This window comes from Klebsiella sp. WP3-W18-ESBL-02 (assembly GCF_014168815.1).
In the GTDB taxonomy this organism is placed as follows: Bacteria; Pseudomonadota; Gammaproteobacteria; order Enterobacterales; family Enterobacteriaceae; genus Kluyvera; species Kluyvera ascorbata_B.
This window is the reverse complement of record NZ_AP021972.1, coordinates 2,111,168-2,137,025: the sequence shown is the minus strand read 5'-3', so window position 1 is coordinate 2,137,025 and position 25,858 is coordinate 2,111,168. Positions and strand designations below refer to the sequence as shown.

Annotated in this window: 29 protein-coding genes and 2 pseudogenes; 2 read left to right on the top strand and 29 right to left on the bottom strand. The window is 52.1% G+C overall.

Annotated elements, in window-relative coordinates:
- The gene (locus H7R56_RS10135; RefSeq protein ID WP_182928647.1) at window positions 1-420 is read right to left on the bottom strand and encodes a translesion error-prone DNA polymerase V autoproteolytic subunit; all 420 of its coding nucleotides are present in this window, start codon (window positions 418-420) and stop codon (window positions 1-3) included.
- A gap of 77 nt (window positions 421-497) precedes the next feature.
- On the opposite strand from H7R56_RS10135, the gene H7R56_RS10130 reads away from it, so the two are divergent.
- Window positions 498-740: a DinI-like family protein gene (locus tag H7R56_RS10130; protein ID WP_182928646.1), complete on the top strand. Its 243-nt coding sequence runs from the start codon at window positions 498-500 to the stop codon at window positions 738-740.
- A gap of 102 nt (window positions 741-842) precedes the next feature.
- On the opposite strand, the gene H7R56_RS10125 is transcribed toward H7R56_RS10130, so the two are convergent.
- The 26 genes and pseudogenes from H7R56_RS10125 to H7R56_RS10005 all read right to left on the bottom strand — a co-directional run bounded on the left by H7R56_RS10125 (window position 843) and on the right by H7R56_RS10005 (window position 24,500).
- On the bottom strand, window positions 843-3,194 hold the full coding sequence (locus H7R56_RS10125; protein ID WP_182928645.1) for a hypothetical protein: 2,352 nt from the start codon (window positions 3,192-3,194) through the stop codon (window positions 843-845).
- A 62-nt stretch (window positions 3,195-3,256) separates the two neighbouring features.
- Window positions 3,257-3,310 (bottom strand): annotated as a pseudogene (locus H7R56_RS28040) (cor protein); the annotation flags it as partial.
- A gap of 284 nt (window positions 3,311-3,594) precedes the next feature.
- A complete protein-coding gene (locus tag H7R56_RS10120; protein WP_182928644.1) occupies window positions 3,595-4,257 on the bottom strand; it encodes a hypothetical protein in 663 nt (220 codons plus the stop codon).
- Between the two features lies 1 nt (window position 4,258).
- Window positions 4,259-4,585 (bottom strand): hypothetical protein, encoded by a 327-nt coding sequence (locus tag H7R56_RS10115; protein WP_182928643.1) that lies wholly within the window; start codon window positions 4,583-4,585, stop codon window positions 4,259-4,261.
- A complete protein-coding gene (locus H7R56_RS10110) occupies window positions 4,585-7,794 on the bottom strand; it encodes a TipJ family phage tail tip protein (protein WP_182928642.1) in 3,210 nt (1,069 codons plus the stop codon). The genes H7R56_RS10115 and H7R56_RS10110 overlap by 1 nt, the downstream gene beginning before the upstream one ends.
- A 92-nt stretch (window positions 7,795-7,886) precedes the next feature.
- Window positions 7,887-8,351: a hypothetical protein gene (locus tag H7R56_RS10105; protein WP_182928641.1), complete on the bottom strand. Its 465-nt coding sequence runs from the start codon at window positions 8,349-8,351 to the stop codon at window positions 7,887-7,889.
- A 61-nt stretch (window positions 8,352-8,412) separates the two neighbouring features.
- Entirely contained in the window at window positions 8,413-9,006 is a 594-nt protein-coding gene (locus H7R56_RS10100; RefSeq protein WP_182928640.1) for a tail assembly protein, read from the bottom strand.
- Complete coding sequence (locus tag H7R56_RS10095) at window positions 8,994-9,710, bottom strand: C40 family peptidase (protein WP_227674742.1); 717 nt, start codon at window positions 9,708-9,710, stop codon at window positions 8,994-8,996. The genes H7R56_RS10100 and H7R56_RS10095 overlap by 13 nt, the downstream gene beginning before the upstream one ends.
- Window positions 9,711-9,733: 23 nt before the next feature.
- The gene (locus H7R56_RS10090) at window positions 9,734-10,504 is read right to left on the bottom strand and encodes a phage minor tail protein L (protein ID WP_182928638.1); all 771 of its coding nucleotides are present in this window, start codon (window positions 10,502-10,504) and stop codon (window positions 9,734-9,736) included.
- Complete coding sequence (locus H7R56_RS10085) at window positions 10,504-10,854, bottom strand: phage tail protein (protein WP_182928637.1); 351 nt, start codon at window positions 10,852-10,854, stop codon at window positions 10,504-10,506. Before H7R56_RS10085 ends, H7R56_RS10090 begins: the two co-directional genes overlap by 1 nt.
- A gap of 32 nt (window positions 10,855-10,886) precedes the next feature.
- Window positions 10,887-13,889, bottom strand: a complete 3,003-nt coding sequence (locus tag H7R56_RS10080; protein WP_182928636.1) for a phage tail tape measure protein — start codon at window positions 13,887-13,889, stop codon at window positions 10,887-10,889.
- Window positions 13,889-14,143 carry a DUF1799 domain-containing protein gene (locus H7R56_RS10075; protein ID WP_227674741.1) on the bottom strand — a complete coding sequence of 85 codons (255 nt, stop codon included), beginning with the start codon at window positions 14,141-14,143 and terminating at the stop codon, window positions 13,889-13,891. Before H7R56_RS10075 ends, H7R56_RS10080 begins: the two co-directional genes overlap by 1 nt.
- A gap of 62 nt (window positions 14,144-14,205) precedes the next feature.
- Entirely contained in the window at window positions 14,206-14,517 is a 312-nt protein-coding gene (locus H7R56_RS10070; protein WP_182928635.1) for a phage tail assembly chaperone, read from the bottom strand.
- A 43-nt stretch (window positions 14,518-14,560) separates the two neighbouring features.
- Window positions 14,561-15,226: a phage tail protein gene (locus tag H7R56_RS10065; protein WP_182928634.1), complete on the bottom strand. Its 666-nt coding sequence runs from the start codon at window positions 15,224-15,226 to the stop codon at window positions 14,561-14,563.
- A 52-nt stretch (window positions 15,227-15,278) separates the two neighbouring features.
- A complete protein-coding gene (locus H7R56_RS10060) occupies window positions 15,279-15,692 on the bottom strand; it encodes a phage tail terminator-like protein (protein WP_182928633.1) in 414 nt (137 codons plus the stop codon).
- Window positions 15,689-16,102: an HK97 gp10 family phage protein gene (locus H7R56_RS10055; protein WP_182928632.1), complete on the bottom strand. Its 414-nt coding sequence runs from the start codon at window positions 16,100-16,102 to the stop codon at window positions 15,689-15,691. The genes H7R56_RS10060 and H7R56_RS10055 overlap by 4 nt, the downstream gene beginning before the upstream one ends.
- Window position 16,103: 1 nt before the next feature.
- On the bottom strand, window positions 16,104-16,454 hold the full coding sequence (locus tag H7R56_RS10050; RefSeq protein ID WP_182928631.1) for a hypothetical protein: 351 nt from the start codon (window positions 16,452-16,454) through the stop codon (window positions 16,104-16,106).
- 1 nt (window position 16,455) lies between these two features.
- Complete coding sequence (locus H7R56_RS10045) at window positions 16,456-16,938, bottom strand: DnaT-like ssDNA-binding protein (RefSeq protein ID WP_182928630.1); 483 nt, start codon at window positions 16,936-16,938, stop codon at window positions 16,456-16,458.
- A gap of 36 nt (window positions 16,939-16,974) precedes the next feature.
- Window positions 16,975-17,253 (bottom strand): Ig-like domain-containing protein, encoded by a 279-nt coding sequence (locus tag H7R56_RS10040; protein WP_227674740.1) that lies wholly within the window; start codon window positions 17,251-17,253, stop codon window positions 16,975-16,977.
- Window positions 17,254-17,255: 2 nt separating this feature from the next.
- Window positions 17,256-18,209 (bottom strand): major capsid protein, encoded by a 954-nt coding sequence (locus H7R56_RS10035; RefSeq protein WP_182928629.1) that lies wholly within the window; start codon window positions 18,207-18,209, stop codon window positions 17,256-17,258.
- A gap of 10 nt (window positions 18,210-18,219) precedes the next feature.
- The gene (locus tag H7R56_RS10030) at window positions 18,220-18,999 is read right to left on the bottom strand and encodes a hypothetical protein (protein ID WP_182928628.1); all 780 of its coding nucleotides are present in this window, start codon (window positions 18,997-18,999) and stop codon (window positions 18,220-18,222) included.
- 80 nt (window positions 19,000-19,079) lie between these two features.
- The gene (locus tag H7R56_RS10025; RefSeq protein WP_182928627.1) at window positions 19,080-19,265 is read right to left on the bottom strand and encodes a hypothetical protein; all 186 of its coding nucleotides are present in this window, start codon (window positions 19,263-19,265) and stop codon (window positions 19,080-19,082) included.
- Between the two features lie 614 nt (window positions 19,266-19,879).
- Window positions 19,880-20,965: pseudogene (locus H7R56_RS10020) on the bottom strand (hypothetical protein); the annotation flags it as partial.
- 1 nt (window position 20,966) lies between these two features.
- A complete protein-coding gene (locus H7R56_RS10015) occupies window positions 20,967-22,355 on the bottom strand; it encodes a DUF4055 domain-containing protein (protein ID WP_182928626.1) in 1,389 nt (462 codons plus the stop codon).
- A 1-nt stretch (window position 22,356) separates the two neighbouring features.
- Window positions 22,357-23,931 (bottom strand): terminase, encoded by a 1,575-nt coding sequence (locus H7R56_RS10010; protein WP_182928625.1) that lies wholly within the window; start codon window positions 23,929-23,931, stop codon window positions 22,357-22,359.
- On the bottom strand, window positions 23,928-24,500 hold the full coding sequence (locus tag H7R56_RS10005) for a terminase small subunit (protein ID WP_182928624.1): 573 nt from the start codon (window positions 24,498-24,500) through the stop codon (window positions 23,928-23,930). The genes H7R56_RS10010 and H7R56_RS10005 overlap by 4 nt, the downstream gene beginning before the upstream one ends.
- 27 nt (window positions 24,501-24,527) lie before the next feature.
- On the opposite strand from H7R56_RS10005, the gene H7R56_RS10000 reads away from it, so the two are divergent.
- On the top strand, window positions 24,528-24,857 hold the full coding sequence (locus H7R56_RS10000) for a hypothetical protein (RefSeq protein WP_182928623.1): 330 nt from the start codon (window positions 24,528-24,530) through the stop codon (window positions 24,855-24,857).
- Window positions 24,858-24,995: 138 nt separating this feature from the next.
- Here H7R56_RS10000 and H7R56_RS09995 read toward each other — a convergent pair whose 3' ends face one another.
- Both H7R56_RS09995 and H7R56_RS09990 read right to left on the bottom strand, forming a co-directional pair.
- Window positions 24,996-25,250 carry a hypothetical protein gene (locus tag H7R56_RS09995; RefSeq protein WP_182928622.1) on the bottom strand — a complete coding sequence of 85 codons (255 nt, stop codon included), beginning with the start codon at window positions 25,248-25,250 and terminating at the stop codon, window positions 24,996-24,998.
- A 194-nt stretch (window positions 25,251-25,444) separates the two neighbouring features.
- Window positions 25,445-25,855, bottom strand: a complete 411-nt coding sequence (locus H7R56_RS09990) for a hypothetical protein (RefSeq protein WP_182928621.1) — start codon at window positions 25,853-25,855, stop codon at window positions 25,445-25,447.
- Between the last annotated feature and the right edge of the window lie 3 nt (window positions 25,856-25,858).

Below are 25,858 nucleotides of genomic sequence, written 5' to 3'. Positions count from 1 at the left end.
TCAACTGGCCGCTTTCACGATAAAAGTCACCACCCCGAACACGTCCAGTGTCTCTTCGCTGCCAACGATGATCGGAGAGTAAGCGCTGTTCATCGGGTTTAGCTGTATCGTTGGCCGCATCTGCAGACGCTTAACTGTAAACTCGCCATCGACAGCAGCAATGACAATATCGCCGTGTTCGGCTTTTCTTGAACTGTCCACCACTAGCAAATCACCATCATTGATCCCTGCTTCTATCATTGAATCACCTGATGCTTTGACGAAATAGGTAGCGCTGGGGTGCTGGATAAGCAGCTCATTCAAATCAATACGTTGCTCCACGTAATCAGCTGCAGGCGAAGGAAAACCACAGGGCACCATATCACTAAACAATGGCAGCGCGACGATCTCTCTAAGTTCGGTTGGTGAATAAAACTGCATAATAAACTCACTCACATTGATACTGTTTACACATACAGTATATACTGTGATTATATCCAGTAAAGAGTGGCTAGAGCATGTTTGTGGAACTCGTTTATGACAAACGAAATTTTGATGGTTTGCCGGGCGCGAAAGACATCATTCTGGGGGAGTTGAGCAAGAGGGTACAGCGCATCTTCCCTGATGCCGATGTGAGGGTGAAACCAATGATGACGCTGCCGGCGATCAACACTGATGCCAGCAAACATGAGAAGGAGCAAATCAGCCGGGTCGTCACTGAAATGTTTGAGGAGGCTGAATTCTGGCTTGTTGCTGAATGAGTTATTTAACCTATACTTGCGCCAGCGCCACGGCATGAACACCTGGCCTACAGCAGCGGCCCGTGCTTACATGTCGCGGGCCGCTGTTTTCACACTGAGTATTTATTCTGTCAGAGCTTTCAATTTTGCCTCCAAGTCGGCCATCCGCTTGACCATGTCCTGAAGAACAGCCGTTAAAACTGCAACAGTCACCCCGCTATCGCCAGCCTGGACCGTTAATGCGTCTTTCAGCACCGTACCGTCGGCCATTTCCATGTCTCCGGCGTGAAGCGACGCTTCCGGGAACTGGTCATAAAGGCCGTTCGCCAGAACCCCGATACCGTACTTCCCTTTATTGGCTTTTGTGTTCAAACGCCAGGTACGAGCCTTGATGCCGGCCAGAGCGCCATATGGATCTGCCAACTCCTCGATCTCATATTTTGCGCGCTCGTCAGACACGCCATTAAGCCACGAGCCGTTATTTGCGGTTGCATTTCCGCTATTGCTGAACGTCCAATATACGCTTTGCCCTGATCCCTCAACGTTCTGCATTGATAGGACGCCAGTTGTATCAACCCCCACATTTGTGTAGTTGTACATCCCGAACTGCCAAAGCAGGGTGTCGTTCATTAATGTACGGCACCATACCTGTCCACCGAGCACGCCATTACCTGCCGGGTGGCCAGGATATCGAGTATCGACAAGTATTGAACCATTATTTTTATTTGCGCCATCCCCATTCACTGTAGGCATAAGAGGCGGTGACACAGCGATCGATGATTTAATACTGCCGCCGGTAAGCCCATCAACAGTGCCGAGCTTGATCACCTTAGTCGTGGTGGTAGATCCTGTTGAATCTGACACCAGCACCTCTGCAGTTACGGCTTTAGCGCCAGCGGCGTCACTTGTTACTACGGCGCGCAACCCTGCTTTGCCATAATCAGCGGTGCCGACTTTCAGCGTCGAGTTAACAATGCCGCCGTATGTTGTCGTGGAAACGCCTGGCGCTGCCGTAAGCGCGTTAACAACGTCCCATGATGTGTTTGCAGCAACGAACCCGCCAGATGCTCGAACAAGCCATACGCCATAGACTCGGTTAGGGGCGATCTCTGTGGCGTTATTTCGTCCATATACCGCGCTGGAATATGACCCCTTGAACTCCCAAAGGCCATACCCGCTATATTTATCGTAACCAGCCGTCGGATGGAAAAGGTTATTCGTCTGATACGATGTTACTTTGAACCCACCAGAAGCAGATGTCGCAGCAAGCCACGCCACGCCAGCCATATCAGAACCGAAAGACCCGCCGAAATCTGGAGCGGCGTTAAGCGCTAACAGCTTGTCGTTAGTGCCAGCGCCACCGCCAAAGAACACGCCAGGGATCGAGCCTGATTGAACGCCGTTCCAGTCCGGCAGGCGGAAAGTAGTTGAGCCGTCGCCGGTGGAATAAGAGCCGCGCTTCGTCACGTCGGCCAGCCATGCCGCATCTGTGATCGGCGATGTTTTTTGCGCCCACGCCCACAGCTCAGGCCAATCCGCGCGGTTGACGATCTGGCCGTCACGCGGCAAACAGTTTGGTGGATAGTATGCGCGGGTTTCCCACTGCACAGCTTCGCCGACGTGATAGTTCATTACACCGTTCATTGTCGGGCCGCCAGTGCCAGCACTCACAAGGTTTTGAACCTGCAACCATTGCGGAGCGTCACCATCGTTTACCGCTGCCGCAGCTAACGGCGTTGAGCCAACAGGACGAACGTTAAGCCATGCTGCCGCGCGGTCTGCCAGATCCTGAAGGTTTTGTGATATCTGGAGTGCCAGCAGCGGGTTAGATGCCCCCGCTTGCCGAGCCGACTCTGCGGCCTCATCGGCTGCGTTGCTTGCTGTTGATGCCGATTCTGCCGCGTTGCTCTCAGATGTCGCGGCGTTCCCTTCTGACGCGGCGGCAGCGGCGGCGGCTGCCTGGGCGTCATCTTTGGCCTGCACGATAATGGGCTTATCTTCTGCCACTTGCTGTGCATCCTCGCGAATCTGTTCGGCCAGGGGAATTAGCGCATCTATCTGCAACTCTTTCATAACGTCGATCAGCTTAAGCCATGACGGTCCGGTGTAGCTTGAGCCGTCGGCCATTTTAATGGTTACATCGCCGTTAACTTCCAGCAGCTGATACCAGTTGTCGATTTCAAGAACACGCTGACGAATGGCGTATGCGGTATCAGCGGCAATTTGCCCACTAATTCTATTCAATGTATCGCGCGGCATTGCAGTCCACGATATTTCAGATGCTGCGGGCCCGTTATAATTCCGTGACAATTTTAATGATACATCTGATTCAATAGATTTAACGGGCAACGTGTAGGTAACGCCGCCAGTGGTTACAACAATAAAATCACCCGCTGAAAGCTCAGCAGTGAAAAGGGTATCGGAACCGGCGACTATATCCGAATTATTCACCAGGGTTAAAGTACCTGCTGACATGGCAACTCCTGAATATTGGCAATAAAAAACCCCGCCGGAGCGGGGTTTTTATTTATCTTTATCTATTTACATGTTGATTCGGTAAAGTTGTTCTTACCTATCCAACGCCAGTTAAACGGATAACCCGCCTTATACTGTGTTTGTCCTGCTTCCTTTCACACACCATAAATATTAACGGCCACTTTTTGCCCTCCAATTAAGGTACTAGCCGTGCATAAAGGAGGTTTTTTTTTGGCGTAGCTGTACAAGCGGATATGAGTAAAATTGAAGCAATAACTATCAGGACTTTCATGCTAATCACCTATCAAAATTGATTAATACGAACGTATCAGACACATAAAAGAATAGATAATTGTTTAAATAGATCAATAAAATAAAATTGATCGATGATAACGATCAATTAGTCATATACATCTAATCTTGTAATAATCACATTAGCGTGGGAGTTGGTAAATGCAACGCTAGACACCCCAGAGGAAGCCCCCGCATCACTATATGCAATGATGCGGGTATTTCCTCCTTCCTGCCTGGCAATTGCCCGGATGTTAGACTGCCAAGGCCGCGGGTACGGGTCGTTAATAACACCGGTTGCAATACCCAGATATTCAGGAACACACCCCCACTTTCCAGACTTGAGAATGTTTGTGTTAATCCCATTATCACTCGCTGCACCACCGCCGCCGACCTTTTCCAGATCTGAAAGCGTCCGTGTTTCATTTGTTAATATACAGGTTCCTGAAGCGTCCCATATTGCTAAGCCATATTTAGGGAGTGGCTGAGGGAAAATAGAAAAGAAATATACATCCATCCTTGTCCCTATGGCCGCATTTCTTAAAGAAATGGTACACACGCCATTTGCTATATCAGACCATAACGCACCTTCACCAGTGGTATAAACGAATGGGATTATTGGTCTATTTACATCGTAATATTGTGTGATTGTCGTGGTTGTTGGTGATAGGGAAACAGTTACACTCTGTTTTGCATATAGTGATAATGGAATGCTTTCCGGGCTAACCCATACCTCACCAGATGATGCAGTTAACAATACCCCGTATGACATTCTATGTTTTCTCTATCGTAATTACTAAAAAAGCCCGCGCCGCTTGATAGGTATCAGCAGCATATTCCGTGTCACCGGCAGAAGATACAATTATTGAATTACCTGATACAGTTATTCTTCTCCTGCCATTGCCGAGGCCGACATTACTTGTTTCCGAGGTATTGGCAACGTGATAATAATTTAGCCTCAACCCAGCAGGAACGGTAATTGACCACGACCCTGTTTTTTGCCCGTCAGAAAGTAATATTGTACCGTAGACAGAAACAGGCTTTATTCCATAGTTATTAGGGACGCCGTTTGCATCCCATGTTTGAACACCCCAGGACATTAAAAGACCCCTGTAATCTTCCCAATCTGTACACGGAGTACGTTATTTTCATCCTTAACGCTCTGTGTCACATTAGTTATCTTCATTGCACCCTCACCAGCGACGCCGCCGTTTATCTCGAACGTGCCATCTGATTTCATAATTGTGCCCGTCTGCCCTGCTACGTAATTTGCAGACCTAAGTTCTCCAATTTTCGCTAATGTAATTTGTCCGTATTGGATAAAGGCATCACTGATAAACACCTGCCCGTTGATAACCGCAAACGGTGAATATTGCGCGTCACCCTCGCCGCTCATTAATACGAGCTGGTTGGCGTTAAACCCAATCCTGGTTATCACTGGCTGCCCGGCATCGGCAACAACGGCAACGGACATTCCCGCGCCATAGTAAACATCATCAATCCTCACACCGACTTTTAGCGTGTGAATAGCCGATGCGCCATCGACATCAACAACGGCCGTCAGCTTGTCCTCTAGCGTTGCTACGACGTCGTCTACCTGGGCCTGTACGGTTGTCGATAGCTCGGCCATTGAGTTGGCTACATCGGCAATCGTCGTTTTAACAACGAGAATGTCCGCGCGAACGGTGCCATACTGCGCCCACTGGTGATCGATAGTGGCATTGTTCGCCAGGGCGTTTTGCAGTATGCCTTCGACGTTCTGATCAATCTGGCTCGTCAACGCATCACCGTCTTTTGATGTCAGGAAATCGTTGGCGATATCGCCCAGGTAATCATCGGCCTCACCGTTTGACGTCCCTCTAATCCACCCCGTCCAATCGCTCTGGTTGCCGATTCGGTCAACTAATCGGGCCCGATACCAGAATTCAACGCCAGCCTTTAAACCCATCTGTGTATATGTCCGCTGTGGGTATGGAACATCGGCCAAAAGCTGCTGATTATCGCCGTTACCATTCACGGAATATTGCAGCTCTGTAAATAGCGTGTCGCCTGTGTCGGCCGGGAATGCCCAATCGATTTGAATACCCCAGTTTATCGACGTAGTGCGCAAACCTACGGGCTTAGGAACATCGCCTATTCGCCCTTTAAGGTGCGTTAATGCCGACGTGGCCCACAGACTTGACGCGCCGCCGGTATTGATGGCCCGAACGCGGACAAGGTAATCACCTTCAAAAATCCCGTTTACCTCGATGTTGCGTAACCCGGTTTCCGGCAAATTGATCCATTCATTTTCGCCGCGCTTCCACTGCACCTGGTAGGCGACAATATCAGCCTGTGGCTTTCCGTTCTTATCCTGTGGAGCATCCCAGGATGCAACCAACGTCGCCGAACGCTGGCCTTGCTGCACCGCGTCGTAACTTGTGACCAGGATGTTTCGCGGCTGGGCGACGATCCCTGTAGGAATAAGGCTGATTGGCGGCGTATCGAGGCGCGCGTTGTTATCAACGGCATCATATTTTGATGCGTTATACTCAACGGCCGTGATTGTAAAAGTGTTCTCCTCGTCATTGAATTTGAGGTTCGTCACTCTGAAATACTGCAAGCGCAGCTGGCCGGCATCAATCACGAAAACAGCATCGTTTGCTGGTGGAGAGCTAAAGCGGCTGGCAACGATCAGCTGTGTACCGTTAACAGCCTGAATCACCCGGCTTTCAACCGTCCCGCCAGTGGTGCGAATCATCAGAGTGTCGCCCGCGGTAGCGCTTGTCCCGCGGTCTGTCATGACTGCGTTGATTCGCTCGTCATAGCCTGTCACGCGGCCGCCGTACACGCGGCCGGCGAGACGTTCATCAGCAAAGGCAAACACAGTGCCAGGGATGAAAACATAACCGTCGAGGCCTGTTGTTACGCTGATCATTCGGTCCAGATAGTTGGAGTAAACGGCCCAACTGCCGCGCCGCTGCGCTTCGCTCTCTCGCGTACAACCAATTGCCGTAATCTGCGTTTGCTTAAATTTAAACTGCTTCACCAGGTCGGGAAACATCACCGCCGTGGTACGGTCCTGATAGTGGTTGTTTGGGTCGCTGTAGTTAATCAGGGCCGAGCTAAAGCGGTTTTTCTCGCTGCCGCTTGAATATGTTGGCTTGCCGATTACCGCGGCCCGGGTCAGGATCTGTAGCTTTGATGTATCTGCTGGCATATCAGAAACAACATTAAACATGTTGTTTCCCCAAAACGTCATGCCGCTGAAACCTGCTGCAATATCCCTTATAACCTGCCATGCGTCAGCCTGAGACTGAATATAAACGTCATACAGAAAACGGGGCTCGTAGCCGCTCCCGCCTTTGCCATCCGGCACAAGCTGATCGCAGCGCTGCGCAATACGGTACAACTCCCATTTGTCGAGCATATCAACGGTGACGCGACGGCCAAGGCCAAAGCGGGGCTCTGTCAGCACATCAAGCCAGATCCACGCCGGGTTATTTGTCCATCCCCATTTAAATGTTCCATCCCACGAACCGGTATAAGTTCGCGCTACCGGGTCATAGTTCGCCGGAATACGGATAATGCGACCTTTCGGCTTGCAGGAGATTTTCGGAATGTTGCTGAATGATTTCGCATTAAAGGAAACGTACAGTAACGCCGTGAGTGGATAGCGTAAGCGCGCGTCTATGACTTCTGTCAGCGCCTGGATCTGCGTTTTATTTTGCAGGAGCTGGCTAGTGCTGTCGGCGGTATCTCGGACAACACGGATTTGCCAGCCAAAAGTGGCCTTTGGCAAGTTGATGCGGTGCGTTATCTCGTAGAGCGTGCTCAGCTTCTCGGTGACCGTTTTATTCAGTACGGTTTGATATGCTCCACCATCGGTTGAAACGTCGATGTGGTAGGACACTGTGGCGCCCACAATGTCGCCGTCCGTTTCCTGCTGCTGGAGGCCGTTTATCCCCATGCGCACCAGCACAGCATCAAGCTGAGTATTGTTGATGGCGCGAACGAATGATTCCTCTGTGGTCAGCGATACGCCAACGCTAATTTCGTTCTCAACCGCCGGGAAGCCCGCAATATGATCCTGCGTCTGCGTGCCTGGGCGAAAATCCCACGTCACGTTTTCAAAGTTCATTGTGCCGTCGTCGTTCGCCAGCGGTGTGCCATCAAGATATACTTTTGTCGCATCGAGGCCACCAGCAAACTCGCCCTCACCCAGCGCCAGTAAAATTCGACAACGCGCTAAAGATTGCGCACTGTCTGGCTGCTCTACTGGCGTGTGTGTCTTTTGGCTTCCACCCTTTGAGCCTATGATTGTTGCCATATTGCACCCATAAAAAAACCCGCCGTAGCGGGTTAGTTCAAATTACTATTAATTAACAGCAGCAAGGGGCAATCAAATAGCCACCGGAGTGACTACATGAGTTTTGCGCCACCCATAACATACCGCTTGCCACCTAAATGATAAGCGTCAAAATTCAATGATGCACTAGAGTTAGTTCTAACCACTCTAACCTCGCCTCGCTCACCGTCAGCAGACGTCAATGAATAAGAGGTTGTTTCCTGGCCTGAGAAAGTATCGCTTTCAACGCTATCCTGAAAATAAGCCTTTCCATCAATATCCATATCGACTTTGCCGTTATTGTTTAAGTAAAGTTTGGTGTGATGCCACTTATCTGGATCAACAAGGTCTTTGGTAAGAAATTCGCAATTAAATGAAATAACTCCCGCTTTACACTCTGACGCCATTTCCTGCTGTCCTGACGATATCATTTCAGCTATTGACGGCTTATCTTTAGGCGGGAGTAATTTCGATAGTTGAAACTTATTATCGCACCCAGATAGAAGCAATAGAGATGTAACAAAGATAATTTTTTTCATTTTAGACTTCTCACAGATTGAATAGGATGAATCTTATCAATCGATTAGAGATTGGTCACGGTTAAATATCTTCCGCTGTAATACCTGCGCTCAAAATTGCACCACCAATCTCTCTTTCACCGTAGAGAATAGGGATCGGATTTCCCATAGCGGTCGTGTTAACCGCGCTGCCAAAAGCGTAAGATGGCTTGTTGTCTGCATCCTGCCTGCTCTGTAGGCCTTTCGCCTGCGGAGATAGCATCTGGTAAATACCCCCAGCCATCATCCCGGCTCCCGCAGATATCAGAGCACCACCAACCGGAGAAGCCCACCCATAAGATAGGCCCGTTACGACAACCCCAACGACCACCAGCACAGCCCCTAATATGGTCTGAAATACACCGCCTTTCTTAGAACCTTCCATGATCGGCGCTATGCGTATGTCACTATCGCCAGAAAGGTTTTTGTAATCGTCGACGCCAATATTTTTTTTCCCCCTGAACACCGCAAAAACCATCCCGTTTTTTTTAGCGTTTAACAGATAGCTTTCAAAGCCATCCAGATTCACGGAGAGCGCTTTTACTGCTTCAGCAGATGTTTTCACGGCAAGCCGATGAACACGCCCGAAAAGAGCGCCCAGCGCCCCATATAGCCGAATTGTGGTTAGACGCGCCACGGCTTGACCTCCTTAGGTAAATCACGGTGCCGAACACAGATCACGGTTCGTTCTTTGAAATAGCCGCGGGCGTACGGCGTAACCTCAGATAAGCGCCCGTAAAGGTGATGCAATAACTCCCCTTGCTCGGTTATGATCCCCGCGTGATTCCATTTATTCGACTGCACCTGCATGATGACCATACAGCCCGGCGCCGGGTCGCATTCAACAAACCCCTCTCGCTCCCAGTTATCAAAATAGAGATCGTCCGGGTACTGCGTTTCCCACCACGGGTAATCGACGCGAAAATCGTTAAGCATGACACCCTGGGCGCGATGCCAATCCATCACCAGCCCCCAGCAGTCATACGAACCGAGGATGAACGGGCGGCCAATCAACGGCGCTGACGCTGGCGTGATTTCGGCGTAGTCGTTGCAGTCCGGCGCGTAGATTCCCCACACAACGCCGGATTGATCGCATTGCTGCCGATCCCGGTCTGACGGAATAGCGCGGGCGCCGTCTCCGGGGTGAGAGTGGATGACCCTGATTATCTCGCCCAAATCCTCGGCAGTAACCCATTGGCCGGCGTCAATGCGGAAATGCTCTGCGGGGTTTTCATGGGTATTCGGTACGCGCATATAGATCAGACTCCGGCCAACACGGATGACAAAGCCGCAACACTCCCGCGGCGAGTCCTCCAGTGCATGAGCCCGGATTTCTGCCATTATTTTTTTGTTCATAAAGAGCCTTACTGCGATATTAAAACCGAGCTTGGATAGCCGCCAAAGTCGAGGATCGCCGCGTTTGGGTCAGCCATATTGGCGCCAAAACGCTTGCGGCAGTCACTGAGGCAGCCGCCACAGTCATCGAGCGCCGGATCTGCAACGGCGTTGCCTTTCGCGTCAAAATACGCGGTCCCGTTGTAAGTGCATCCGTCGCCGCTGCGGTATTGGCCGCGCAATGCCCATTCACAAAGCGATGTAATCTGCCTGGTTGGAATCAGCATGTTTTGAAGATCTGCCGGGCTGCTGAGCGTCCAGGTGACGGTTTCATCATCTTCAGCAGATTTGGTATCAAGCCAAAATGTTTGTGCGGTAAACATCGTCGGATCGGCTGTCGCGTTAACACCTCCGGGATAGTTATCAGCATCAAGATAGATCGCGTAAGTGTCGATAATGGTCACTTTCGCGTTAACCATGTCTTTAAACTGCAAGCACAGCGCAGAAATTGTGCCATCGAGATTTGATACTGTCAGACTTGGCTCTGCCGCCTGGTCTGTGGATAGCTCCAGATCCGCAACCTGAAACGGCCAAAAATCATAAGCATCGCCATTCCAGATTATTGGCTTTGGCCCCAGCTTGTCCTCTTCACCACCGGCCGCGTCGATTTCTTCCGGCGTATGCGGAAACGGGCTGTAATGGAATCGATGAATTCCGGCGCTAAACTCTGAACCATCAACTTCAACTAAACGAACACGGCCGCCGGGCGCGAGCGATGCAGCCAGATCAATAAGTGCCATTAGCTATACACTCCATATGCGCGCTTAATCGTGAATGTCAGTTGCGATACGACGCTGCTGAATTGCTGCTTATTGATTGAATCCGAAACAACCCGATAAAGCCCCTTTTCCTCGCCTGGCGGGGTGATGATGAACGCCTTTACTGTATGCGCCAGCAAAAACGCCCGCACCTCGTTGACGTCGTTATCAGCGCCAGTGAATACCATCGGGATCTCTATCGCTGTAGAGTTAATGCCGTTGTCGGCGACTTGCTCATATCCATCGCCAAACTGAGCCGTCCGCAAAGACTGACTATATTTGATGGCACCGGCGCCCAGCTGCATAGGCCACTTGTAAGTTTCTACAGCCATAAAACCCCCATAAAAAAAACCGCCGTAGCGGGTTATCTTCCTTTAACAAAGTTGTAAATGATGCCGCCATTTTTAACTTGCTTTTGAACCACCTGCAAAGCTGCATTCTGTAGTTCAGCAGCAAGAGCCCTGCCCATTGCGTCACCACCATCGCTGGACTTCGAGGACGCGCCGCCATCTGAATCAATATTTACCGTGGTGCTAAACACTGGGGCAAAGCCCGCGGCACCGCTCCCACCTTTTAAACCGGTCATTGGGGCACTGCCGACGTAACCGCCGTTAGCATATCCCTGCGCGCTTCTCATTAGGGAGTAAAGGTTATCGATACCTAATGCGCTGGTGGCCTCTTTGGTGAACACGAACTCACCGCCGTGCACCACGCCTTTTGGCTGATACTTACCGCCGTCCCCAGTATATCCGCCGCCGCTAAAAGTCAGATTCGCAGCTGCACCAGTGTAAGCGCCGGATGGCGTACTGCCGCCGCTTGAACTTCCCGTTATCCAACCCAAGGCCGATTGAATGGCGTAAGCGATAAGCAGCTGATCGATAACTTGAGCGATCATTTTGAGCATCGAGGCGGCAAAGCTCTTAAAACTGGTCTTGCCGGTTAAAACCAGATCGTCAAGCATACCGTTTAGCCCGCTGAATGCAGACGCCGCCACGTTATGCACTGACTGATAAACGTTGGTTGCAGTGTCGTAATATTCAGTCCATGCGCTTTTTGCGCCGGCCAACCAATTACTTTGCAGATCATCCTGCTTTTTATAGGTTTCCTCTGCGGCCCTTAACGCTCTGTCGCGGGCGTCTGGGTTATCGGCGTACTGCTCGCCGATTCTCGCCCTCTCGGCGTCGCGCTGAGCCTCTGTGCTCGATTTCCCGCTGGCCTGGGCATCTATCGCCGCTTGTTTGGCGCGCTGCTGCTCTTCAAACTTGCTAGCCTGTTTATCCAGCTCCTGCAAACGCTTTTTCTGCTCGTACTGGTCACCCAGCGCCGCCAGCGTCTCACGCTCCGAAAGCGTCCGTTTATCGGCCGCCAGCCTGATTTGCTCCTGCTGGTTAAGCCCCTCTTTTTGGGCTTTCTCAGTCAGTATCGAGATCTCAGACTCTGTAGTTAACAGGTCGCGCCGCTGCTGGCTAATTACCCCGCCCAGGGCTTGCTGCTTACCCATCACGTCAAGCTGAACCTGGAGTGCCAGCGTCTGCCGCTGTAGGTCCAGATCCTGCTTGTCCTGAGTAGCATTTGGATCGCGCGTTTTACTGCGTGGCGTTTGCGCCTTCATGGCGCTGGCTAACTCCTGCTGACGCAATACAACAATGCGCTCGGCTTGCGATATTGTCTCTTTGTCGCCGGTCTGCCGTATCTTGTTGAGGTTCTTCTGCGCATCAACAAGGTTCTTCTGTGCGCTGGCTACGCGATCAAGGGATAAGTAAAGAGACTCCGTTGACTCAGCGGTTTTCTTCACATCTTCCTGGTATGTCCGCTGGGCGCCGGTGATATCCGCCAGCAAAGACTTTGCCGATCCGGCGGCAACTATTCCGCCGTCAATCGCACCACCCAGCGCCACACCTTGCGGCCCTTTATCTGCGGCCGTGTAGTAATTTCTCACTTTTACAGCGGCGTCAGTCCACTGATCAGCAATTCCCGCGATTTTTAATTTATGCTGTTCAATCAGTGAATTAAGCGATGTGAAGTCGCCAGATTCTTTGTACTGCTCGACTCTGGTTTTTGCATCCTGATAACTCACACCAACCGCTATTAACTTGTCTACGGCCTGGCCCGCGCCGTCATTGGTTGAGATGAAGGCTTTAGAAACTGCGTCCGCCGTCTGGCCGGATGTATCAGCTATATTGCGTATGTTAACGGCCAATTTCTCGGCAAAATCGCCCGTCACGCCAATATTGTCCTGCACAGCTTTTGCAGACTCGGCCAGCTCTTTCCTGTTATCAGCAACTTTGAGCGCCAGCGCGCCGAATCCCAAGGCGACCAAGCCGATCGCCACATTCATGGGGTTAAGGAAGGACAGCAGCACTTTTGTAGCATTGCTGACGCCGCCAAATGAGTCTTTAATCTGGCCGCCTTGCTGGATAGCCACCAGCCACACTGGCGAGCCGCTGGCGAGAGAAGTCACCACATCGGTGATCTGAGCCGGTAGCAAGCGCATCGCCTGGCGATACTGCCCGGCGCTTATCTCGCCGCGCTTCCAGGCGTCGTCCTGCTCACGTAAACGAGCAATCAACGGCGCGCTTTGATCGCTAACGCCAAGCTCAGCCGCTTTAAGAGCCAATAGCTCGGTGCGGCTTTTCCCGATCGCGTTGACCTCGCGCTCTAGCGTTTCAACAAAGGACTCTCTGGCGCGCTGTGCGCGGCTTACCTCTGCCGCTTCTGCTCGTTCTGCCGCCTCCATTTCTACAATCGCTTGCTTTACGATCCGGCGCTGCTCGGCCTCAACCTTGAGAGCCGTCTCTTGCTGCCTCATTTGGGCAATAATTGGCGCTGCCTGCTCTGCAATGCCCATCTGGGCGGCGCGATACTCAGCAATATCCGCATTACTGCCCCTGAAAGTGGCGGCCTGGTCTGTAAGTGACTTTAAAAAACGGTCATTCGCAGCAGCAGCGCGCTCAGTCTCCCGGGCCAGCTCCTGCCGGGCCCGGCCTTCTGCCGTTTCAGACTCCAAGACCTGCGCCAGCTTTGAGCGAGTGGCCTCTAAAACGCCATTGTAACGGCCAAAATCTTCATCCCCTACCAGCCCTTTGTTGCGGAACTTTGAGAGGCTTTCCTGGATGCTATCCAGCTCGTTGAGCGCTCGGTTAACAGGGCTGATTTTATTCAGCAGATCCTGAAGCTCTCGCTTCTGCTCACGTAGGCCATCGGCGGCTTGCTTGGCGCCGCCGTTCCCACTTCTAAAGCTGGCGTTTAGGTCGTCTGATTTCTTAGCCGCGGTGCCGGCCGCTTTTTGAAAGTCATCAAGCGCCTGATTCCCTCGCTCAAGATCGGAGGTATTAACCCGTAGGGATATCGTTGCAATGTCAGACATTACGCCCCCTGTTCTTCATGGATCTTAGCCAGTGCGGCGCGCTCCATTATGCGGATATCGTTTAATGCGGCTGCCTCGTCCTTTACGCCGTTTATCTTCATCAGCCAGGGTAAGACGTTGTAATCAAGCCCGGTAACGCCACCAACACCGGATCGCCACTGCGTCCCCATACTCTGGAATATGAGAAAAGCGGGCCAGTTATCCGGCCACACATCAACGGTTTGCTCTTCCTCTGTGTAGTCGTCGGCGGTCAGGCCGAACGCGGCCAGCTCGTCGGCTGACGGCTCAGGCGTATAGTATGCCGAGGCAACCGCTATCAGTTTTTTTCGCGATTCCCCAGCAATTCGCGGTAGTACGTCGCTGTGATGGACTTCAGCGCGCCGGGGTAGTTGTTCATCAACACTTCGAGGTTTTCCCGCGTGAACTTCTCTGGCAAAGCCCAGGCCGCCGTGATATCTGTGATGAAGTCGAGCGCTGTTTTTCCGTCCAGCTTTTCCAGTTGAGAAAGCTGGTCTAGCGGCATGTGCTTGAATGTGAAAGTAAGCTCCCCATCTTCGGCGCCAGCGCGCGGGATCTTCACATCAGCTTTAAAAGTAGGGGCTGGTTGCAGTGTGAACTTGGTAGCCATGATTATTCCTTGTTGCCCCGTTTCCGGGGCGGTTAGCATGAGATTAAGCGGCGGCGTCTTTGTAGAAAGTCATATCAACGGACTTGATCGCCAGGGAGATTTGAACTGTTTCAACCGCGTTGATTGCGGTTGTCGGCTGAGGGTCGAAAGATGGAGTACCGGACCAATAGCGCGTTTCCGTCGCTTTCGGTACATACATTTTCAGCGGCTTGGTATCGCCGCGGCGATCAGCGAGCGTGAGGATCGGATAGATTGGCAAACTTGAATCATGCGCCATTGTGATGGTTTGAGTTTTCGCCGCCTTAAACGTCGCGAGGTTGCGCTGGCGGTCATCCTCTAAAAACTGAATCTGTACGTATTGCTGATCGCCACCAGACTGGGCCAGCTCGGTAATCTGTGGAATCAGCGTCCACGCGGTGATCTTGGTCAGGGTGCCGACACCGTTCCCCTTCGGGAAATAGTTGGTGTCCGTGGAGTCAATGACGCCAATCGTAACGGTGGTATCGTCAGCACCAGTGACGCGCGCCACAAGGTAGTTAATCAGCGGCCAGGTTGAAGAGATTAGAACCTCGTCACCCTCAACGAGTCCGTGACCAGTGCCACAGGAGAAAACGGCCCCCTTCTCGTTAGAGACGGCGGTTACTGCAATTGGTTCGCCAAACTCAGAACCCATCTGAATAGTAGCGCCAGTAGGCAAGGCAAAGGCCATGTAGCCCCCTTATTTAAAATGGAAATAAAAAACCGCCCTTCACGTAGGCGGCTTAGCTGGTGGTGTCTACCCGGTAGCGAATACTGACCGGGATCGAGTAATTGGTTTTTCTGCTGTTCAGTACCCCGGCGAAGATCGCTGGTGGGGCGCTTATCCAGCACCGAAAGCCGTCACCGGATATGCTCTGTCCTTCCAGGAAAATAGAAGCAACTTTGCGCGCCAGGTAACGCCCTTGCGCGGTGCCAGCACCGGCAGGAATGACGATGTTCACCTGATAAATGCCCGTGTAAACGTGGCACGTCATGCCAAGATCGAGAGTCTGAGGCGTCGCTGGTAGCTCGTATGCCTCCAGATACGTCTCTGCTGGTTTGTCGGCTGTAATGTTATCGAGGAATAGTGGTACACCATGCTGATCCGCCCAGCGGCCGAGGTAGGCATTAAGAGTGGCAGAAATGTCGGGGATCACGGCTTAACCTCCATTACAGCAGCGTCAAAGAACCGTTGAAAATCGGCGACAGTGATTCGAACCATACCGCCCGGCGCTTGCTGTGAATGCCCCATTTCAAGCGGATAGGCATAAGGAAGGTTGTTTGTAAAATAAACAGCCGTCGTACCAACCTTGAATTGATCTATCACCAGCGCACCGCGCGCGATGGTTTGCGCGCCGTCCCTGTCAACCTCCGCCAGTGTGCCGCCGGGCGGATTGTCGAACCCCACCAGCCAGTTACCACGAAAACGCCCGGTATCAACGGGCGACATTTGGACTAACTGCCCGAGAATCCGCAAGCCAGCAGCACGAACAACCTGATCCTGATTGGCTTTAGCCTTATTCACGAATGCCGTGATTTCAGCCATAAATGCGGCGTTATCCCCCATACTAAGCCCTCAGTTGCGCTTTATAGCAGAGCACCAGTGAGGCAGGTTTTGCCGGGTTCGGTTTGATTACACGGTGTTGCATACCGTCGATATCCACCAGGTCACCGATTTTAATTTCCTGCTCCGCCGTAAAGACGATCCGCGCATCGCCGTTAATGATGACCGTTCCATCAATTTCGCCCGGCGAGTATTCGGTCTTCACGCCCACCGCGAAGAACTGTACCGCATCAGTTTTATGCTCAATGCCCCCGACTACAGTTACTGAGCCCTTGCGAGTGACGTTGTACGTCGCGCCGTTCTTCCTGAGCATGCGGGTTGTTCTGGCCTGCATACGTTGGTAATCAATCGCCATATCAGGCCCTCTCTGCAAATGCATTGATGGCGTAACCACGACCACCAGCGAGGTCGCCTAGCAGCGCCATTACAGCAGGGTAAGATGGAGTAAAGACCTCTCCGTCAGCGACCGCGTATGTCGTGGTGACAGCGCCCTCCACACGCTCAGTTTTTACAGCGGCCTCACGCACACTGGTAAGCAAATCGCCATCAATAGCCTCAACCGCCAGCATGCACTGTGCAGTAATGACCTGACGCGGTAACTCACCCGGAGGAAAATCGTGGTCATCAATAACGACATTCATTCGCGGCCACGACAACGGCTGGCGCAAGTCGGTCTTTGAACCAACCCAGTCCAGCCCCTCTAGGTAATCCATTGCCTTTATCAACAAAGCTGCGAGCGATTCTGGCAATTCGATATCCCGTAACGCAGCGAACGCCATCAAATCTGCTTCGCTGGCGTAGCTGTTTGCATCAGGGGATGTGATATCGGTAATAATCATCGAAGCATCCGGGTTATGGGGCTTTCGCCCCATTTATTAATCGCCAGACGGCGCTGTGAAGGTGATTTGTTCGCTGGTTTTCGCTACCCCCTCAACCGTTCCGGTGACCGTAAAGGTTCCGGCCGTGTCTGAGGTCAGTTTCACCGTAGCGCCACCCGCAGAGCCGGTTTGCGAACTTGCCGTGCTCAGTGTGCCGCCGGTTGTCGTCCACGCGACCGTTTTGCCGGAGACTCCCGCGCCATTAAGCGTGTATTTCAAAGAGAGCGTAACCGCATCAGTACTGTCAGCAGTAGCGGAGGTTTTATCCGCTGACAGTGTTACTCCCCCGCTGCAGCCGCCAGCTTGATCAGCACGCCAGCTGTGGATTTGTTGCTGGTGAAGTGTTTCTTCCAGTTCGCGCCAGTACCGATTTTCGTCAGGTCAGGGTTGACTCCCTTCGTTTCATCCCAGCTATAACCCAGCAGTTCAACGTTGACCGTGCCTTCTGCACGATAGCCGATCGCGAGGTTCTCCTGGTCGTTGATGTCGTAGGAGCGGAACCCCGGAGCCTGTGACTCTGTTACGGAGACTGCACCGGCCACCAGCCCCAGAATTGCGTCAACGGGCATCGTATCGGTCACCATAACAGGCTTACCCAACGTACCAGGCTGTCCGCCGTACACTACCACGCCCGCTTCTTCGTAGATTTTGTTGTCGATGGCCTGATCAACAATGTCAAAGTAGGTAGTGGAGTGCATGACGAACAGCGAAACGCGGTTGAACTTATCGCCGTAGGTACGAAGGCCACGTGTCAGCGTTTTCTTGCCGTCAGTCGCAATGTCCGCAGTAACGGTCATTTCGGCGTTCGCGCCAATAGCGGCAATCAGCCCCTGAAGAGCATATTTGATGTAGCCTTCCAGCGTGGCATCAGCAACATCAACGCCGATCACTTCAGAGAATTCATCAACAGAACGCCCACGGCGTTTAAATGCCTCTTCAGTGGTTTCATACGGGCCGTATTTCCACGGCGCTTTGATGCTGACAGACTCACCGGCACCGATTTTTTTACCCGTGACCGGGTCAGTGGAGTTAACGTCACGCGATTCGATAGAGCCGCCAACTTTATAGAAAGCACGCTTGCGCAGATCACCTTCAATCAGTTCGTTATCGAGAATAATTGCGCCATTAGAGGCGGCATTAAATACCTCCAGATTATCCTGGCGGCGCTCAAGAAATGCAGTCTGCGCGAGATCGTCATAGATAATCAGGTCGGTGTTTACAGTAGTAGTCATTGATTAATCCTTACTTAGGCAATTTTAGATAGGCCTGCTGGCCGTGCTTACGGATGTACTCCGCTTTATTGCTGGCGCTCATTTCGGAACGTTTCAGGCTGCCGCCGCCGTTCCCCGGTTTATGTCCGCCCGCGCCAGTACCTTCAGCACGCGGGAACAGGTGCGGGGCTGTCTCCTTGAGAGACTCCGCCCATTCGAGGGGGCTTAGTGGGGTTTTGCCATCTTTGCCGAACAGAACATCGCCATTTGCATCAACCGCTACGGCCTCGCCTTCGTTGTTGAGCTGGAATGTGCCTTTGGCACGCAGGATCAGGTCGTCGGATGCCTCCGGCAGCGCGCCCGTCTTTGCAGCGGCGGCGCGGATTGCATCGCCCAGGACGCGATCGCGGAATTTGTTGGAGAATGCTTCAGCTTTATCCGCGCGTTCGTTTGCAGCTTTAATCTGCTTATCAACGTCAGCACGCATACGCTCGGTTCGTTTATCCAGTACCTCATCAATTTTTCCGGCGGCGATCAGCTTTGCCTCTTCATCGTCGGAAAAACGTTGCAGGATGCCGCGAACGGCGTCCGGGTCGATACCTTCAAAACGGGAAAGGTTTTCTTTTTGCTGCCTGATGGTGCCCAGCAGTTCGCTATTTTTCGTTTTCAGTCCCGTGACTTCGCTGGTCACCCGCTCATCAATCATCTTCTGAATTTCAGGAGTGATCTCGAGATTCCCATCACCGCCGCCAGCACCTTCACCATTGTTTTCTGGTGCGTAATACTTCAGAAGCATATTTCGGATTAACATAATTTCCCCTCGGGATTTGCCGGGCCTCGCCCATAAAAAAGCCCCGGCGGATGCCAGGGCTAGGTGTGTTTGTATAACTCTTAATCAGGGTTGTTTAGCCGGGTATAAACCGAGCCAATCAGGATGCCGATCATTCGGCCTTCCGGCGTGGTCTCACCCGCCTCTTTGCAGATAGTGTCCAGTTGTTCGATGATGTCATCTGGCAATGGCTCCATGTGAGCCAGCTCTGACGCTTTTTTCAGGAACGGGAGTGTTGTTTCAGCCACTGGAGGATCTCGGGGTTGATAGTGTCATTCTGGCCGCTCATAAACGCCGATACGACCTCAGCAAAAAGTTCTTTCGGCGCTTCTGCGGCATAGGCGCTGAGAGCACGCCACCAGCCATCATCATAAGCACTTTCAACCAGAGCACCAACTTCAGGCCGGGAATAATACAGATGGTGACCCAGTTCATGCCACACGGAGCCCTTAACCGACGCCACCGCAACATACGGCAATTCCGCAGGGGAAGCATCCAGCACCCCCTGAGACAGCGAGGATGACGCGACGGATGGCCTTACCATCATTGTCATGTCGATTCCTGCGCTGTTCTTCAGAATGTTTTCCCATTCACTGCTGTCCATCGCCCACCGGGAAAGGTGCACGGTTCGTGAGGATGATTCATATGCACCTGCCGCAGTTACCGGAACATCCAGTGTGTTACCGAATGCCGCAACGGGCTGGAGCCCGAACCGCTGGATAACATCGAATGCCGCCTGTGCTGCCTGTTTCGCTTCATCCAGAGATACACCATCCGGGAACTTCACATTCTGCGCCACGCGGCCGGTCATCCACTCCACCAGCTCATCCAGAGAACGTGAGGACTCAGCGGTTGATACCCCGCCGGAACGCTCCTGGAGCTGTTCGAGGCTTATCCACTCGCCTTTGTCCGTAAACATTTCCCCCAGGTCGATTTCTCCTGCGCGGAACATCCGGCCACGTTCAGAACCAAGAACCTGATCCTGCCGCTGCGGCGGCTGGCGTTTTAGCCATTCGAGATACGTCGTTTTCGCCGGAACCTGTCCGTCCATGCTGGCGCGCGTGCCTTCGTCCATCTCATCAATATCGATGCCCAGTTCCCGCCATGACTTCAGGATCAGCGTTTCGGTTGAGCGACAGCAGAAATGTATTTTCCCCGGCCCCTGTAAATACGGCACCTTGTGCCCTATCGGCTTATTCTCCAGCGTATAGCGCAGCAGGTCGCGAATAATGCAGTCGTGACTGGTTTTGTTGTCCAGCGTCGATAGCCATTGCTTGCCCTTCACAATATCGCTGTTGGCACTGGTGAAGCTGTTGTGCGCTGTAGCCGCCAGGTGACTCACTGCTGTTTTTGCAATACTGGCAGCGTTTGCCCTGCTCATTTGCAGCGCCCCGTCGCGATAGTCTTTGTTGGCATGGCCACACACATTTCGCGCAATGGCTTCCACCGTATCACCGGCCAGATACCCACGACGCACAGCATTAACTATGCGCGCCAGCCTGTCCGATTCCAGATTGCTCGCCCACTCGCCCAGCAGCCGCCCCTGAAAGGGTTGGGCCATCGCAGCGGCGTACACCATATCAGCGGTGATGCCCTGCATCGGATAGCGGGAAAGAACCTGTGACGGCAGGAGCGAATCGAACAGGCTCATCTGATAACTGGTTTCATTCTTAGCCAGCGTCACCAGTTCATCCTGTAGCCCGGTTTGCATAGCGGTGACGGCCTGATGATTGAGTTCCCGCACGCTGCCGAGCAAACTTTCCAGCCTGGAGACAGTGAAGCTTTCAGGCGGGAGTCTATCCAGCGCATCGAGCAGGCGCGCCGTCAGTTCAGCATCCGTTTCGTTAAGCAGCTTGACCATCCGGTTTGCAACACCTGTTGAATACCGGCTAATCCACACAGAATGCGCTATCGCCTCATCGCGCAGGAACTCATTGACGGTCGGCATACTAGCCTCCTGTCAGCGTTGGCGACGGATTCCGCAGAGCATCAATGACATCATCCGGGCTATCAGCCGGGTCGATAAGGTCAAGTTTCTGCAATGACCGGATCATATCGCTATCCCGCAGAGCGCCAGACTGCCATGCGCTCACGATGGCGGTGATCATGCCCGATTCAGCGACCTTCGCGATAAATTCCTGATTGATGTTGTAGGACGGCGAATTATCATTGATCCCCAGGTATTTCGCGCACCAGCCCAGCGCCAGCGTGTAGGCTTCAGAGACATTCGATACGCAGATACCGAGTACCGATGTGGAAGCTGACTGCTCACCGTTCGCCTGTGTCGCCGTTTTCGCCGTCGCATTCTGCTCAATCAGCCGGGCCCCCAGTTGCACCATATAATCGCGCTTGCTGTCCATGGCCTCTTTCGCCAGTGTGTTAGGCGAGGCCTGTGCATAACCAAATGAACCTTCTTTCGGAAGCAGCAACGGTGAGCGGGAACCGATTTTCACCCCCTTCTTCTCGAGGTGATCGCGCCAGTTGGTATCAAGCCCTGTAATATACGGCTGCACCTGGCCACAGAACCACACGCTGTCTTCGTAGTCGGCACTGTTACGGTAATGCCCGTGGTTTATCTCCACCAGCGCAGCCAGCGGTGAATCATCGATAGTGGGATCGTTATTCTGAGCGCCGACAAAGGTGAACGGGATTTCGTCCCAGTAATCCTTACCCTTCGGTTTGGGGCGATATTCACTATCTACGGTATAGCTTCCACTGGTTGTGCCACCAGCACGCCGCCAGACCCGGCAGATAAACTTCCCATCCTCCAGTGCCAGCTCACGATACTGAATTTCGTCCTTGTAAGAATATCCGTTCGGTTCCTCTACGCATTCTTTCAGCACCACCAGCACAAGCTGATCACGTCCATTAATACGCTTCGTTCGCCAGTTGGTGATGTTCTCTGCGGGATAACGCAGAATAATCGCCTCATCTGTTGCTTCCGCGTAATCGACGTAAAGCCCTTCACGCGCAACCTCCAGTATGTTCTCAGCCACCATTTGCGACTGCTGGTAGACGCTTGTACCTGCACCGTCAGCATTATTCATGAGATAGGCCAGTTTATCCGGTGCAGAGAGTGTCGGGTCTTTGCGGTAAGCCAGCCCCAGCAGACCAATCTTTGTGTTGCCGGTGATGGCATAAAAAACCGCCCGACTCAGATAGTCTTCGTTCCGCTTTCGGTTACGGACAGTTTTATCGGTGGGATCAAGATATGGCAGGTAGTCATTGCCCGCCGCTTTTACTGCCTCAACTCCTTTGCAAAAATCGCGGAATTTTTTCCAGGCAGCAGAAGCCGCCCGGTGTTCTGGTCGAACCCAGGTGATGTCGTCGTTTGCCATATCAGAATGTGGTATCCATAGTGATTGAGTATGCGGGTTTAGGAGGATTGTGCAGCACGGCGTAACGAGTACCATCCCAGTCATGGTCTTCCTGCTGGGTATCAACGTCATCAGGGTTCTTACTGTCGCGAACGAGAACCGGAACTCGGCTTATCCACCCCCGGCAGTAGTCGAACACGTAGAATGCTGGCTTCTCAGGGATGCCCGATTCCAGCTTTTTACCTTCAATGACGGCCTCTAGCATGTCAGCAAAAAGGGCCGCGCCGTTCACGCGCGAGCCCGGCTTCTTGTTGGATGGAACCCACTTAACGCCCTGTGATTCCATCTTCTGGGCAATGGAGAGTTCGTCATCGCCGGTGTTGTAGATCGCCCCGTCCGCAGGACCTGGAACAACCTTCTTGCAAATTCCGGGCATGATATTCAGTTGCCCATGCGTTACTCCGTTGAGTTTTATCTCTTCTGGTTCAGCCAGTTCTTCGCCCACCAGCCGCTTGTCCACCCAAGCTACGCCCTTAGCAACGTTGGTGGATGACATGTTCAGGCCTTTGTTGAGCTCATCAGGTGGGCAGCCATACCACTCTCCAATCAGGATCAACGACCCGGCAGGCGGGCAGAACTGACGACCATCAGAGAGCTCTGCAGCGGTGCCGTCAGTGCGCGCCCACCAGAGGTTTGAGAACGGTTTGGATTCCCCCCAGTCATGGGAGCGGTCAACAGTCCAACTATCCGGGATGCGGAAGGGTTTAATGACATGCAGTGAAGCATTCCAAATGTGGTCAAAGCGTCCGCCGCTGGTGACATCCCAGGAACCCTCTACCCACGCTTTGCGCCGATTGGGGTCTTTGATTGCCATTAGTGTTGCGATGTACTGCGGATCCAGATAAGGGTTCTCTTTGAACGAGCCGTGAATCGCCACACGGGTAAGTGTTACGTCCTCTTCCCGTTCGGTCTGCGGGTTAAACACCTTCTGCGTTTCGCGAATGATGGTGCCGCGGGGTGCTGGCTCAATGAAGCGCTTCTTCACCCAGGTATGGCCAATGCCAAACGGGTTGGTCGTGCTGAACGTCTCCAGGGGGATCGGCTTAAGTAGTGTGCCATCCTCCAGCGGGTAGTTCTCAGGTCTGAACGATGAGCGCCGGCAGGAGAACATCATCTCGTAGAACTCAGGGGACTGCTGCTTGGTCAGTTCGTTGAAGCCGATGAAGGGGAATTCCTGACCGTGATAGTCCCAGTAGTCACCCTCTTCTTTCCCGAATCGGAACAGTAGCTCTTCGCCAGTCGGCCATACCCAGCGCAGCTCAGATGCTGACGCCAGATAGCGCGCACCGTCGTTAAACAGGCGGTACATACGCTTCGACTGGGTGATGATGTCGGTAAGGTTCTTATACTCGGTATCGAAAATGACACCTCGCCAGAACGAACCATAGCCTAGGCCGACAAGGCGACGGAAGCGCGCTAACTGAGCGGCAGTTTTACCTGGCCCGCGCGTTCCTTCATACAGGATTTCGTTACACGGGCAGCTTAGGGAGAGCGACTGCGATCCGGGGAGTGGTTTCCATACAGCTTTGTAATTCATCCACCAAGGACCTCGCTCTGCTGCTTCTGCGCTGCGGCTTCCCATTCGTCCACGTTATCACAGGAGGGAACCGGCATAATGCTGTGGGTGGCAGTGACCTTCTGTTCAACCTGCTCTTTGAATGCCTGCACTTTGATATGCTTGCCGAGCAGCTCAAGGTTTTTGACCTTGTCAGGCCATTTAATCTTCTTGAAGATGGTCTCGGCACTGTCCTCGTCGAAGTTCTGAATGGTTGTGCTGATATCCAGTCCGGTTAGCGTAGTTCGCCATGATTTGGGCCAAAGGCTGATCGCTTTTAGGCTGCCATCATCATTAAGGATGTCCAGGACGTCCATCTGATCAATCTCAACCAAGCGTCTGAGCACATAATCTGCATCAATACCAACAACTTCGTTGCGCTTCGTTTTGAGTTCGGCGATTCTGTTTTGGATGTCAACTTTTGACAAGTTCTGGGCGGCGATGCGGTTTGCAGTCTTAACGCTGTACCCCGCCCGAATTGCCGCTTGTGTGGCGTTTAAATCGATGAGGTACTCGCGACAGAACATTTCTTGCTTGTCGGTGAGTGCCATGTTTTCTCTTTGAGGAATTTTATTAAAATGAGTGATTGGTTCGATGCATTAGTATGTGCGCATGTCGATTGTGATGCCGACAGAGACATCATTGAAACCCTTAGGGATTTAGGGGAGCATGGGCGATTAAATGGTTGGATTATTGCCCCATTAAACATCCCAGGCGCTCACCCTTGGTGCTTAACAAAAGGTGATATCCGAGTAGCTCTTTACCAAGCAAGGAGAAACGTTATGATGACATCTAATGTCCTTCCCATAGATGAAGAAGAAAACGCTGCTAAGTCAAATAGGTATATCGAGGAACTGCACACAATTTTCAACAATACTGGTGGCATCCTTAATAGTAATATTGGATAAGTATTGTTTGCTGGCTGCAAACTGACTATGCAACCAGCACTTACCCGTTACCCCACAGAACTAATGTTATAGCCATTAAAAAAGCCACCCGTAGGTGGCCTTTGTGATGGCAATAAAACGCTTCGGCGGTTGCGTACCTTATCCGTTATTCACGTCATCTCCGCCAGATAAATAGGCAGCAGGATCGATGCCTATTTTATTCGACATAATTTCTATTGCCACTCGCAACGCTTCACTTTGATAGCTGTTCTTTGTTGTCAGGCGCCATAACTGATGAACAATATCCGCTGGTGTCTTTACTCGTTTGAGGGCAACTATAATTTCATATTCATGCTCGTCAATGATAACCAAGTCACCTTCATCGTTCACATAAGCCAATGGTTTCTCACTCATAGTATTTCCTCTGCATGTGTGTAGCAAAATGAGTGTAGTTCACAAATCAGCTCCATTATCGAAGCCCCTCAGCGAAGAGCTTCTGTAATGCTATTGCCGGTCTTGTTCGATTTCCCGTATCCCCGCCAGTTGGTTATTCGCCTTCTCAATTGCAGCCAGTAACGGATTTATCCACAGAACAGCTTGGCAGTACGTTATTGAGTTGGCGGCAGCGGCGCTATCACCGGCTGCGTTAGTGACGGCGGTAACGAAACCATTTGTGCCGCTTGCTTTACATTCGCCGCAGCAACGAGAATGGTCCCTATACAACCAACAAAATTTAAAATAATTATTAAAAAAACGAAGGCCTTTAATCCTTTACTGCGAATACGCCTGCATATTATCTTTGCGTCTGACACTATATAAATTATCGACATTACAGTCAGCAGTGTAAACGAAATAGCAGAAATCAAATATATAATTGATGATGCCATGCTCATATACTCAGAGAAGTAGATAGCTGAAACGTAATACGACCCACCCACTAAAACCAGAACGGAAGCCAGAAAGGATACTGAATCTTTGAAATATTTTTTTATTAGTTCATATTGAGATGCATTGTCCATTTT

Excerpts from the sequence above, each read along its gene's own strand:
- H7R56_RS10135 (WP_182928647.1), bottom strand. The coding sequence starts at position 420 with ATGCAGTTTTATTCACCAACCGAACTTAGAGAGATCGTCGCGCTGCCA.
- H7R56_RS10130 (WP_182928646.1), top strand. The coding sequence starts at position 498 with ATGTTTGTGGAACTCGTTTATGACAAACGAAATTTTGATGGTTTGCCG.
- H7R56_RS10125 (WP_182928645.1), bottom strand. The coding sequence starts at position 3,194 with ATGTCAGCAGGTACTTTAACCCTGGTGAATAATTCGGATATAGTCGCC.
- H7R56_RS10120 (WP_182928644.1), bottom strand. The coding sequence starts at position 4,257 with ATGTCATACGGGGTATTGTTAACTGCATCATCTGGTGAGGTATGGGTT.
- H7R56_RS10115 (WP_182928643.1), bottom strand. The coding sequence starts at position 4,585 with ATGTCCTGGGGTGTTCAAACATGGGATGCAAACGGCGTCCCTAATAAC.
- H7R56_RS10110 (WP_182928642.1), bottom strand. The coding sequence starts at position 7,794 with ATGGCAACAATCATAGGCTCAAAGGGTGGAAGCCAAAAGACACACACG.
- H7R56_RS10105 (WP_182928641.1), bottom strand. The coding sequence starts at position 8,351 with ATGAAAAAAATTATCTTTGTTACATCTCTATTGCTTCTATCTGGGTGC.
- H7R56_RS10095 (WP_227674742.1), bottom strand. The coding sequence starts at position 9,710 with ATGGCAGAAATCCGGGCTCATGCACTGGAGGACTCGCCGCGGGAGTGT.
- H7R56_RS10090 (WP_182928638.1), bottom strand. The coding sequence starts at position 10,504 with ATGGCACTTATTGATCTGGCTGCATCGCTCGCGCCCGGCGGCCGTGTT.
- H7R56_RS10085 (WP_182928637.1), bottom strand. The coding sequence starts at position 10,854 with ATGGCTGTAGAAACTTACAAGTGGCCTATGCAGCTGGGCGCCGGTGCC.
- H7R56_RS10080 (WP_182928636.1), bottom strand. The coding sequence starts at position 13,889 with ATGTCTGACATTGCAACGATATCCCTACGGGTTAATACCTCCGATCTT.
- H7R56_RS10070 (WP_182928635.1), bottom strand. The coding sequence starts at position 14,517 with ATGGCTACCAAGTTCACACTGCAACCAGCCCCTACTTTTAAAGCTGAT.
- H7R56_RS10065 (WP_182928634.1), bottom strand. The coding sequence starts at position 15,226 with ATGGCCTTTGCCTTGCCTACTGGCGCTACTATTCAGATGGGTTCTGAG.
- H7R56_RS10055 (WP_182928632.1), bottom strand. The coding sequence starts at position 16,102 with ATGGGGGATAACGCCGCATTTATGGCTGAAATCACGGCATTCGTGAAT.
- H7R56_RS10050 (WP_182928631.1), bottom strand. The coding sequence starts at position 16,454 with ATGGCGATTGATTACCAACGTATGCAGGCCAGAACAACCCGCATGCTC.
- H7R56_RS10045 (WP_182928630.1), bottom strand. The coding sequence starts at position 16,938 with ATGATTATTACCGATATCACATCCCCTGATGCAAACAGCTACGCCAGC.
- H7R56_RS10035 (WP_182928629.1), bottom strand. The coding sequence starts at position 18,209 with ATGACTACTACTGTAAACACCGACCTGATTATCTATGACGATCTCGCG.
- H7R56_RS10030 (WP_182928628.1), bottom strand. The coding sequence starts at position 18,999 with ATGTTAATCCGAAATATGCTTCTGAAGTATTACGCACCAGAAAACAAT.
- H7R56_RS10015 (WP_182928626.1), bottom strand. The coding sequence starts at position 22,355 with ATGGCAAACGACGACATCACCTGGGTTCGACCAGAACACCGGGCGGCT.
- H7R56_RS10010 (WP_182928625.1), bottom strand. The coding sequence starts at position 23,931 with ATGAATTACAAAGCTGTATGGAAACCACTCCCCGGATCGCAGTCGCTC.
- H7R56_RS10005 (WP_182928624.1), bottom strand. The coding sequence starts at position 24,500 with ATGGCACTCACCGACAAGCAAGAAATGTTCTGTCGCGAGTACCTCATC.
- H7R56_RS10000 (WP_182928623.1), top strand. The coding sequence starts at position 24,528 with ATGAGTGATTGGTTCGATGCATTAGTATGTGCGCATGTCGATTGTGAT.
- H7R56_RS09995 (WP_182928622.1), bottom strand. The coding sequence starts at position 25,250 with ATGAGTGAGAAACCATTGGCTTATGTGAACGATGAAGGTGACTTGGTT.
- H7R56_RS09990 (WP_182928621.1), bottom strand. The coding sequence starts at position 25,855 with ATGGACAATGCATCTCAATATGAACTAATAAAAAAATATTTCAAAGAT.